Origin of the sequence: Streptococcus oralis (assembly GCF_001075675.1) — a bacterium.
GTDB lineage: Bacteria > Bacillota > Bacilli > Lactobacillales > Streptococcaceae > Streptococcus > Streptococcus oralis_V.
This window is the reverse complement of sequence record NZ_JUNW01000056.1, coordinates 89,983-101,388: the sequence shown is the minus strand read 5'-3', so window position 1 is coordinate 101,388 and position 11,406 is coordinate 89,983. Positions and strand designations below refer to the sequence as shown.

Below are 11,406 nucleotides of genomic sequence, written 5' to 3'. Positions count from 1 at the left end.
TGTCCAACCATCTGTCAATGAATCATCGTGTGTGCTATTGGCCACACCATCTCCTACTGTCACGACATCAGTCCAAGTTTTACCGTCTTGGCTGACTTGGATCTTACCATCACGAAGGTAGTTTTGAGTTCCGTCTTGGATGTAGGCTCTAATCTTCTTGATGGTACGTTCGCTACCAAGTTTCAAGGTTACGTGACCATCTTTATGGGCGTAGTCTGAAAACTCAACGAAGTTGTTATAAACACCGTCAAATAGTTGATCTAGGTTGTTCAGCTTACGAACATCATTGCTTCCGTATGTTGGATGAATGCCCATTGTTGTAGATTCTAGTTTGGTTGGTTGCACTTCTTTGGTCGTCACAAGGAGAGAAGTGGCTGTCACAGCTTGCTCCTGATCTGTTTTGTTGACCAAACGCACATAACGTACTAAGTGGCTTGCTGCAGATCTATCAGTCAACTGGCTAGCTGGCATCCATTCTTGAGCATTTGCAGAGTACTCAAGACTAAGAGCTGGGTTGGCCTGACCTTTGAGCTGGATGCTCTTGATTTGATGGATACGGTCAAGTTTCATACCTAGATAGCTATGAGCAGGGAGTTTGGTTCCAGCTGGAATTTGAAGTTCATAATGTCCCAAGCTATCCACTACCGGCGTTTCCTTCAAGGCATCAACGTTGGTGTCTGTTAAGTCAAGATTTGGACTATCGACATCTACTGTAAATTCCGCAATTCTCCACCACTTATTTAAGGTTTGTGCATTGCGAATGCGAACAAAACGAGTTGTAAATTCTTTCACAATATCAGAAGTTCGTTGCCCTGATAAATTTTGAAGCGTTGTCCAATTTGTACCATCTGCAGAATATTCGATGACACCAGATGCTAGTTTGTCTCGTTCCCCTTGCATCAGATGAACTCGTTTTACTTTGTGCAGCCCACCTAAGTCCATTTTTACCCAGGCTTGCGCTGGTGTGACATTGGTCTGATCAACATGTGCCATCATGGATTCTGTGTTTTCTCGACCATCTTGCATCTGAACAACACTTGTTCCATATTTGTAAACAAGGTTTGGACTTAAACTAATAGTGCCCCTAACCTTCTTACTACCCAATTCTAGGGGGCTGTTAACAGCAATTTCACGCATGGCAAGCCAAGCATTATCCTTCTTAGCTGTTGCTATCATACGAACAGCTTGAGCTGTGATATCGAGGTCATTAAATTCCAGAATACGTTCTCTACCAGTATAAGCGGGGCTCGTTATGGCTACCCATTCTCCATGTTCATTTTGATACTCAACAAGAGCATTACTAAAGGTATAATTATCGGCCGTATTAGTACCCGTAGCGAAACCTAATTTGTGTATTTTAATTGCCTTATTAAAGCGCAAGCCTACATAATCGCCTCTCTCAATCACAATGGTTGTTTTGGCAATCACATGTGTATCAAAGTCACCATCTGTGACTTCTTTCAATCCGCCTTCTATTCCAGCACGATTCGTAATAAATGTTGTCACAAATTTATCTGGATTCAACATTGCTTGGATATGTAAGGCTAAGTATTCTTTGAGATTATTGATAAATGGTCGAATATGTTGGACACCAAATTCTGCGTATTCATAATGGTCAACGTAAAAGAAGGCATACTTAACTGACTGGTCATAATGTTTGACTCCGGCGTGATAATACTCCCACACCTTGGCATCATTCTTTTCAGTAAGACCTTCTGTAGCTGTTAGGAAAGCTTCAAGCGCGTTCATTTGATCTACTGTATTCTCTAACCAATAGTGAATTTGTTCGATTAATTTCTGATCACCTTTTTCTTTAAGTAATAGAGCATTGGCTTTCAAACCAGCAAAAATTTCCCTCAACTCTTTTCTTTCAGTATCCAGATTTTGACCAGATTTGAGTTTGTTATAGAATTCTGTCAATTTTGGAGCCAATTCTACAGACTCTTCTAATTTAGTGACATGGGGAGGTCTATTTTGATTGCGCATGTGTTTTCCGAGTTCTCGAAAAGCCTTCGAAACACTGCTTTCTTCAAAATGATCATTAACTACATAGTTAAAGGCCATATCGTTGATTTGTTCTGCTTCTTCTACACTTCTCCATTGTTTCCATCCATACTGAGCCATATCAAAAAGTGCCACTTTAGATGCTTCAGATTGTTGCATTGGATTTAGCATAATTCCTTGTGCAAGTGATAAATCAACATTTGGATGTAAGAATTTTTCACCACCTCCAAGAATTAGGTGGGGTTTTGTATTATCATTACATGGCCAGTTAATCCAGAACTGAATTGGACGGTAAGTCTTACCACCTTCTGTTAAATTTTTCTTTAAGTTCGTTAAGAATGTTTGGTCAACAGCCCCCCAGACCTTTCCACCAGTAAGAGTTAAATGGACATTTTCAGGAAGATGTTCATTCAAGGTTCGAAGTTCAGCTTCAGTTCCTTGCCCCATGTACCAGGCAGGAACAAAAATCATATCTTTACGGAGACCACTGTATGTTGTTTGTTTTTCAGTCAACCAATTTGTGATATCCTTCATCAAGCGAACATAACTATGGTAACCACCAACTGGGCTTGGTGCATCATCTGCAAGCACACCAAATTCACGCACTCCCACGTCCAACAACTGAGTAAACTTAGCCTTTATGGTTGCAAGATCAGCCTGGTAATGCGCTTCATTGCCAAAGCGGATACGATTGTTCATAAATGGATGGATGGTCCAAACATAACGTGTTTTCGTTTGATTACCGACACGTGCAAGTTCTCGGATTTCAGCCAGTTTTTCTTCTGGGTAAAGTTCACGCCATTTCTTATTGTGGTATGGATCATCTTTTGGTGCGAAATAGTATTGAGTTAACTTCAATTCACTTCCATAACGCATCAATTCTTTACGATTTTCATTAGACCATGGATTTCCATAGTAACCTTCGATAAACCCACGGTTCTTGATTTCAGCGTAATCTTCCACTGTCACATTGCGAAGGACTGGCACTTGACTTTCCTTGAGCATATGTTTCAAGGTTGTCAAACCATAAAAGACCGCATCTGTGTCTTTTCCGACGATGGAGATATAGTTGTCCTTGATGGTCAGAGCATAAGCATCAATTTTGTCAAAGAGACCTGCGGAAACTTTGGACAAGTTTTGTTCTGCTTGTGAACCTTGTCCATGCACTCCAAGATAGATATTAGTTGTGCCAGAAACGGTCGTTTTACTAGTTTTGTAAGATACTTGATTGTCCTGCAAAACGCTCTTCAAGCGATTGCGAGTATAGATATCGAGTTGATCGCCCATTACCAGATTGACTTGCTTACGAAGGGCTGTGACACCTTCTCCATAAGTCACTTTTTGTGGAGTTGGAAAGACCTTGTACTCTTTTTTGAGATAGTCTGAGCTCTTGCTGGCAGCTTCAATACTGGCTTCGCTAGCTGGTTTGCTTGCCGTAAATTGATTGGCCAATTCAACTGTTCCATCACCTGTTTGCTCTACTTTTGGAGTTTCAGGTGTAATTGGTTGACTAGGTTTAGCGATTTCTTTATCATTTTGTTCTCCACTCATGGCTTCAGACGGCTTTGTTTCATTCTCTGGAATTCTAGGTGCTTCAGCTGGTTTAAGATTATTTGTCGAATCAGTAGAACCAATCGTTCCTGTAGTTTCTCCATTTCCAACTGTCGAGCTAGCTTCCTTCCCAGCATTTTCTTCTGCTTTCTTCAAAACTGCTGCAAGTTCATCAGGTAACTTTTCCAATGGCTGAGCTTGAGTTATAGTTCCCTCTTTATCTCCTACATTACCTGTTTCTGCTGCCTCTACTAAATTAACACCAAAGATACTGGCACCAATCATAATAGAAGCTACTCCAATAGCGAATTTACGAATACTGTAATGACAACGTTTATTGAAAAAATTTTTATCCATCTTTATCTTATCTCCTTTCATCCAAACACGAAAGTAAACGATTCCATTTTTACTAGTAAAGACGGAGAGGCCTAATCGGTCCTCTCCATCTCTTCAACTCATTTATCGATGTGATTTTTTATCATCGACCAAGCTATACCAATAGGATAGCATTAGACGCACAAACTAATCCTCTTTTCGTTTTGCAGTTAATAGGGCTGCTGACAAGGCCAAGGTAACACCTGCCAAGAAGAGGGCTGTCTCAGATTCTCCCTCACCAGTTTCTGGTAATCTCTTGTCTTCCTTGGCAACTTGAACTGGCACTTCTTGAGTTTGAGCCTTGTCTAATGAACTTAGCTTAAACTCTGGTTTTTCTACTGTCGGTGCTGGTTGGTCACCTACTGTGGCTAGAACACCACGGTACTCTGGAAGTTTATGTTCTAGAGCCATTACAGCATTAACACCACCCTTAAATTCAGGTTTCTCAACGCTTGGTGCTGCTTGATCTCCTACAGTGGCAAGAATTCCTGTGTATTCTGGAACTTCGTTGACTGCTGCTTCTACAAAGTTAGCACCGCCTTTGAATTCTGGAACTTCGTTGACTGGCGTAGGCTCCTCACCCTTACTATTTGAAATAGATGGTTTTACTCCTACCTCAATAATACGATCTTGAGCTTTTCTTTGTTCAGTATGAACAAGAGTTCTAGTAGTTCCTGATACTTGAATATAGTCAACTTTTTCTCCATCTTGTCCTTCAGAAACTACACGACGTTTACCTTGAGCAAGCTCAGGGATTTCACGAATAACTTCTTTAAACGGAAGTGGAGTCTTTTCAATTTCCAAACTTGGAACTTCTGCAACTAAGTTCTTAACGCCTTCTGTCGGTGTTGTTTGGAAGGTAGACTTAAAGTGTAAACGATATTCTTTCACTAGATTCCCATCTTTGGAAACAAGACGAACAAGTGTTGGAAGATTTGTATTTCCATGATCTACAACTGTAACTACTCCGTGTCCACTAGTTGTCGCAGTGACTTTTGGTTTGGATCCCATTGTTGTTAAGGTGTACTCTGTCACATTTGGATCAAAGTTTTCCAATGCTTTTCCATCAATCGAAATAGTCGCTGATGGTGTTTCGACTTCTGCTCCCTTGCCTGCAGAGTAGGCTGTAAATTCTACAAGCGCTAGGCCATTAGTAGTAGCCTTACGAGTCATGCGGGCACGAATAGCTGTCGCTTGAACCGGTTCAAAGTTAAACTCAATTGGTTTACCAGCTACTAATTCTCCAGAAACTTTGTAAGGAATTGGTGCCCAATTTTCTGCCTTGTTGAATGGATGGTCAGCATTTTCTTCATAACGAGAAATCGTACTTGGTTCTGTAAAGGCAGGACCAATATATCTTTCTAGAACCATTTTCTCTGGAGCATCTGTGCCACTATCTTTAAAGAACTGAATGGCTACTTTTCCAATAGATTGAGAAGTAATTTTTCCATCCTTCTTAAAGAGTAATCCAACAGAAGTTTCTTGATTTTTCGGAGTACGAGACCAGTTTGTCCAACGTCCATCTTCATTGTATTTTCCATCATTGATATAGAAAATTCTATCATGTGAAGCTGCTTGTGTATCGTTCGTTGTCGAAGCAAAGGCTTTAGAATCCGTTTCATTGTTGTTTGGATTTTCTGAAATGACTTGATTGCCTTTAGAAACAACTGTCACCTGCATTTTAGTGGTTAGATTTGTACCAATGACATGACCGGTAACTTCAAATGTTCCCTCATGCTCTGTCGCATGTTCAGGAATAGCATCCCACTTCACTGCAAGTTTTTCTGTAGTCCAAGTAGTTGAAGTTGGGTAATAAACGCCTACCTCTGAAGGAAGTTGAAGATTGTCTCCAACATTCAAGATTTTAGCACCATTTTCTGCAGCAAGCGGTTGACTAGTTTCTCTCTCATCATTGCGGAAGATTCGATATTCTTTCAATACCGTACCATCTTCTGCTTTTAAGATGAGACGTGTTGCACCTTTTGGACTAGTTGCAGGCACAACTGTTACCAAACCATTATTGCTAGCTGTTGCAGTGATTTGTTTGCTAGATTGAGGAATATAGTAATCAGTCTTAGATGGATTAAAGTGTTCAAGTTCCTTGCCATCTACCTTGATAGAAATCTCTGAACTTGTAGAGCTTACTACCTTATTTCCAAGGACAGTTAGCTCTGTCAGACCAACACCTGATGTTCCATCAGCCTTCTTCATACGAATACGAACAGCATAAGTTTCTACCTTGTCAAATGTGAAGTGATTTGTTTGAGTTGCAGATAGCTGACCTGGAGCATGCAAGTTCTCAACTGCTTTCCAATTTTCTGGATTATTAAATGGATGATTGCTATCACGCTGAGCATTGCTGACATCACTTGGTAAATCTGGAATTTCTTTACCTACATAATATTCAACTACATATTCTTTTGGAAGACCAATTGCTCCATCAGTATAGAAATCAACTGATAAATTGTTGACAAAACGTTTCGTCAAATCTCCTGAATTACCAAACAAGATAGAAGCCCAGTCATTATCAGTATTTGTTCTCCAAGTAGTCCATCTATTTTTAGCGTCTGTTGGCGTTCTTGACACAGTCAGGTCGTTCAAGGTATTAGCTGAGTCATCTCCTCCTGTATTGGATACAATGGCAGCTGGCAATTGCGAACCTGTCCATTGTTTAGAGATATTATTTCCAGCAACAACTTGACTAGACACTCGAACATGAGCTTTAGTGGTTAAATTGCTACCTACTAAGCGACCATTGATTTCATAGACTCCTTCAGTTTGACTAAAGTTGGCTGGAACCTGATCCCAAACTACATCTTTGTAGATAGTTGTTCCGTTAGAATGGTAAGCACGCACATTGGCTGGCAATTGAACTGTCTCACCCTTAGGAAGAGTAAGGCTGATTTCCTCTGCAACTTGTAAACCTTCAACTGTCACCGTTGCTTGAGCTTCAATGTCTGTGCCTTCTACATGTCCTTTAAGTGTAAAGCTATGATAATGCCCCAATTCTTTTTCATCCACCTTGTCCCAAGTTACAGATACTTTGCGTGGCAAGCCCTTATCAAATTCTGCTCCAACTTCTTTAGGTAGATTCGGTTGCTGATTAATATCTGTAGAAACAGATACAGGATGAAGTTTCACAATCTTCTTGCTGACTTTATTTTCTTTAATCACCACTTCAGTAGTTACAGATTCTGTTTTCTCTGTTTGATTATCGATTCGAGGTTTCAAAGTCACTCTTCCCTTAGTATAGAGCAATAGGTTCTGACCATTCACCTCAAGATACCCACCATCAGATGCCTTAGCTTCTAAGTGAATATCTGATGCTGAAAATTCTGTTTGTGAACCATCCTCATAACTACCAATGACACGATAAGTTAAGACTTGATCTTCTGTAGCAGTTTCTTTTCCTTCTACAACTACTTCCAAACGTTTCAAGGCAGGAGCTTCCTTCACAAACTGAATTAAGTAAGTTTGAACCAAGTCACCCTTTTGGTCGCTCAAGAAGACCGAAGCCTGATAACCATTATCAGCAGAAGCTTGCTGAACAGTTACTTGATATCCGGTAGTCTGAGCTCCAACACTTGGAATTGTTCCAGTGTAAGGAAGGGATACACGGTAATAAGTCTTGCCAGACTCGAAGTTTTCCAGAGCTTTATCCCCAACAGTAAGTCCTGTAATGCTACTTGTTGTTTCCTTACTACTTGCGATAAAGGTTGCAGTTACTTCACGGTCGTCATCTACCAATTTACCAGTAGCCTCCGTACGTCCTCCTTCCTTGGTTAAAGCAGCAGGATCTTTCAAAATCCAAGAAACAACATCTGTATCAATCAAACTACCATCTGTCAGAACAGCTGTGACCGTTTTATCCAAATCAGCTGCAGTTGTACCAACTGGTACTGTAACAACTTTTGGTAACCATCTATCTAAAGCAATCACTTTTACAAGTGCCTCAGCTTTGGTTTCCAAACCTTCTACACGTCCAGATACTTTTTTCTCACCTGCGCTTGTAAGCAAGTCAGCTGGCACGTCCCATGTTACAGTCTTTTCCTCAACACTACCGTCGCTATAAATAGCTGTTACTGTTTGAGGCAATTCAGGATTTGTCGTCACATCAGTTGTTGCTTTTACAGGAGCAAAGGCTACAAAGTGACGATTTTCTTTCTTACCAGACACCGTTGCGACCGTTGCGCTATCAGATGTCAAACCAGCAGAATCTGCATAAAGAGTAAATTTACCTTCTTTTTCTGTTGATTTTACAATGACAACCCCTTTACCATTGAAAGCACGTCTTTGCCATGTTCCATCTGCTTGAGCTTTGTAGCGTTCACGACTAGCTTGTTCTCCATTATCTACACCAACGATTTGTCCCTGACCATGAAGATTGAAATGAACAAGATTGTTAGCTGTAGGAACCACATTACCATCGCCATCAACAATTTCATAATGGATGTAGGATAGGTCCTTTCCATCTGCAGTGATAACATGCTCTTCTTTAGTCAGACGAACTCTTGCTGGCTCCCCAGCAGTTGTCACACTATCACGCGCAATTTCGTTGCCATTTTCATCTCGAGCAATCGCAGTCAGTGTGCCTGGTTGGTATTTCACAAGCCACTCAAGATACAATTCACTTGGTTTAGCTCCCTCATGATATGGACGTCCATCTTCTGTCCTTTTCTTAGTAAATTCCTTTTTACCAAGCGACTCTCCATTTAAGAACAATTCGACGCTTGCAGCATTTGAGAAGGTACGAACCGGAACCTTTCCATCAATCAGCATCTTGCGATCCTTAAGGGTCTCTTCAGTCCAGTTCCAATGTGGTAAAATGCGAACAGTTGGCTTTTCTTTAGCACTATACCATTCACTACGGTAAAGGTAGAAATCATTCTTTGGTAAACCAGCTGTATCAATAATACCAAAGTAAGAGCTCTTGACAGGTGTACTATCTTGGTTATGCCATGGAGTCGGTTCTCCAATATAGTCAATTCCTGTCCAGATAAATTGTCCAGCATAGCCAGCACGATCACGGTCAAAAGTCCATGATTCAGTAGCTGTTCTTCCCCATCCAACACGGTCATTACCATAGTCAGATTGTTCATAGTGACGATTTGGACGATTGTCATGTCCAAGGATTTGAGCAGGGTTATAATAAGAATCACGCGTCCTAGTAGCTGAAGAGGTTTCAGAACCATAAATGAGCCAGTCTGGATGCGCTCTACGAACAGCATCATAATTACGTTCACCATAGTTCATACCGACAGCATCCATAATTTCTGCGAGTTTCAAGAAATCACCTGTCGCTGCACGACTAAATTTGTTTTCCCCCATGGTTACATAACGCTCAGTATCAATCGCTTTGATAACTGCCTTCAATCGTTTAGCAGTTTCGATAGAACGAGGACTACCATTTGCCTCCTCTACCTCATTTCCAAGAGACCACATGACGATAGACGGATTGTTCTTATCACGTTCTACCATTGTTCTGAGATCAAAATCAGACCACTTCTCACCCTTCTTAGCCTCCGGATGAGTTGCATCTTGATCAAAGAACCGTCCATAGTCGTAAGTCTTCTTGCCACCATACCAAGTATCAAAAGCTTCCTCTTGAACCAAAAGACCTAAACTAGCTGCAGCATCAAGCAACTGAGGACTCGCTGGATTGTGGGTTGTTCGAATAGAGTTAACCCCCATATCTTTCAAGAGTTTTAATTTACGATAGGTAGCCTTATAATTCTCTTCTGCCCCCAAGGCTCCATTGTCATGGTGAATACTGACTCCGTGGAATTTCATGCGTTCACCATTCAGAGAGAAACCTTCCTTAGCAGTCCAATTGAAATAACGGTAACCAAATGTATCTTCTGTTACATCAACTAGTTGACCTTCTTTATAAACCTTTGTTTTCAACACATACAGTTGAGGATGATAACTTTTTGTCGTCCAAAGAGTTGGTTTATTAACTAGGATTGTTTGTCTGAAATCTGCAGTTTCATTTTCTGCTAAATTCTTCGTTTCAGAGCGGACTAATTCTGAAACAACCTTACCTTCCTTAGTAAAAATTTGTTGTTCCACAAAGACTTTAGCAGCCTTCTTATCCGTATTTTTAATCTTACTTTGAACCTGTGTTTCAACATTCCCTTCTTTTTGCTCAGCAAGTTTTGGAGTAGTGATATGATTACCATTTTCGGCAACATGGACTTTATCACGATAACTAAGGGTTACATCACGATAAATCCCACTTCCTGAATACCAACGACTACTTGGTTGCTTATTGGTCACTTGAACAGTAATTGAATTTTCACTACCATCCTTGTTTAAAAATTCTGTAATATCATATGAAAAATGATTATAGCCACTTGGATAATGTCCGACAAATTTACCATTTACATAGACCTTTGAATCCATGTAAACCCCATCAAAATTGATACGAACATCCTTATTCTTGTCTGCTTCGTCTAATATGAAAGTCTTACGATACCAAGCTGTTCCACCATTTAACTGCCCACCTTCATTACGAGCGGGAGACTTGTGATCAAAGTCAAAATAAATACTCCAATCATGAGGAAGATTCAATTTAGACCAATCATGAACATCCACATCTTTTTTTGAAAAATCTCCTTGGGCATTTAGTTTAAAATACCAATCTTTATTAAAATCTTGTTTTCGTTCCGATAATAGCTGTTTTTCCTTTTCAACTTCGGCTTTGTTTGACTCTCTAGACAGCACTTGCGATTTTTCAGAAGAAGGTTTAATCTCTGTGTCTGCTTTCACTTGGTCCTTTTCAGAAGTTTTTTTAGAATCCTCTTTCACTTCTGTTCCAGCTGTTACTGCAGATTCAACAGGCTTTGGATTTGCCTCTTCAGATTTCTGTTTGTTATCAGCCTTGTTTCCTTCTTCTACTTTATTTGGAGTTTCCCCTTTAGGACTAACCAATTCACGACTACTCTCGTTAGTAGGTGTAGTAGGTTCTGTATCCTTAGTCACTTTGTCTTCTGCCGATTCAGCTTTTGGTTTTACAAACTCACGCCCACCATTCTCATCAGCCTTTGCAATAGCAGCTACCACATCATCGGGAAGCTTATCTAAAGGTTGAGCTTGATGAACAGTTGTTTCTTCTGTTTTAGCATTGGATGAATCCACCTCCTCAGCTTGTACAGCAGAAATACCAAATATACTAGCCCCAATCATTACAGATGCCGCACCTATTGCAAATTTACGAATGCTATAATGACAACGTTTATCAAAAAGTCTTTTGTTCATTAAAATCCTCATTTCTTTTTCTTGATACAAAGTAAGCGCTTACTTTATTTTAAAAAATAACCTCCTTCTGAATACACAAACATGTACCAAGTTTTATAATATATTTTATATATTAAATATATCAAAAAGCACCTTAAATTGCAATTATTTTCCATTAATTTAACCCAATAAAATGATATATAAGAAGGGGTCATTTAAAAGGAATAGTTGCAATGAAAA

General features: G+C 40.0%; 1 protein-coding gene and 2 pseudogenes. All 3 read right to left on the bottom strand.

What is annotated here, in order from left to right:
• A pseudogene (locus tag ADM50_RS09125) lies at positions 1-3,546 on the bottom strand (glycoside hydrolase family 84 protein); the annotation flags it as partial.
• Positions 3,547-3,846: 300 nt separating this feature from the next.
• Positions 3,847-3,912 (bottom strand): annotated as a pseudogene (locus ADM50_RS09790) (YSIRK-type signal peptide-containing protein); the annotation flags it as partial.
• Between the two features lie 165 nt (positions 3,913-4,077).
• Positions 4,078-11,187 (bottom strand): SIALI-17 repeat-containing surface protein, encoded by a 7,110-nt coding sequence (locus tag ADM50_RS09120; protein WP_049485419.1) that lies wholly within the window; start codon positions 11,185-11,187, stop codon positions 4,078-4,080.
• Between the last annotated feature and the right edge of the window lie 219 nt (positions 11,188-11,406).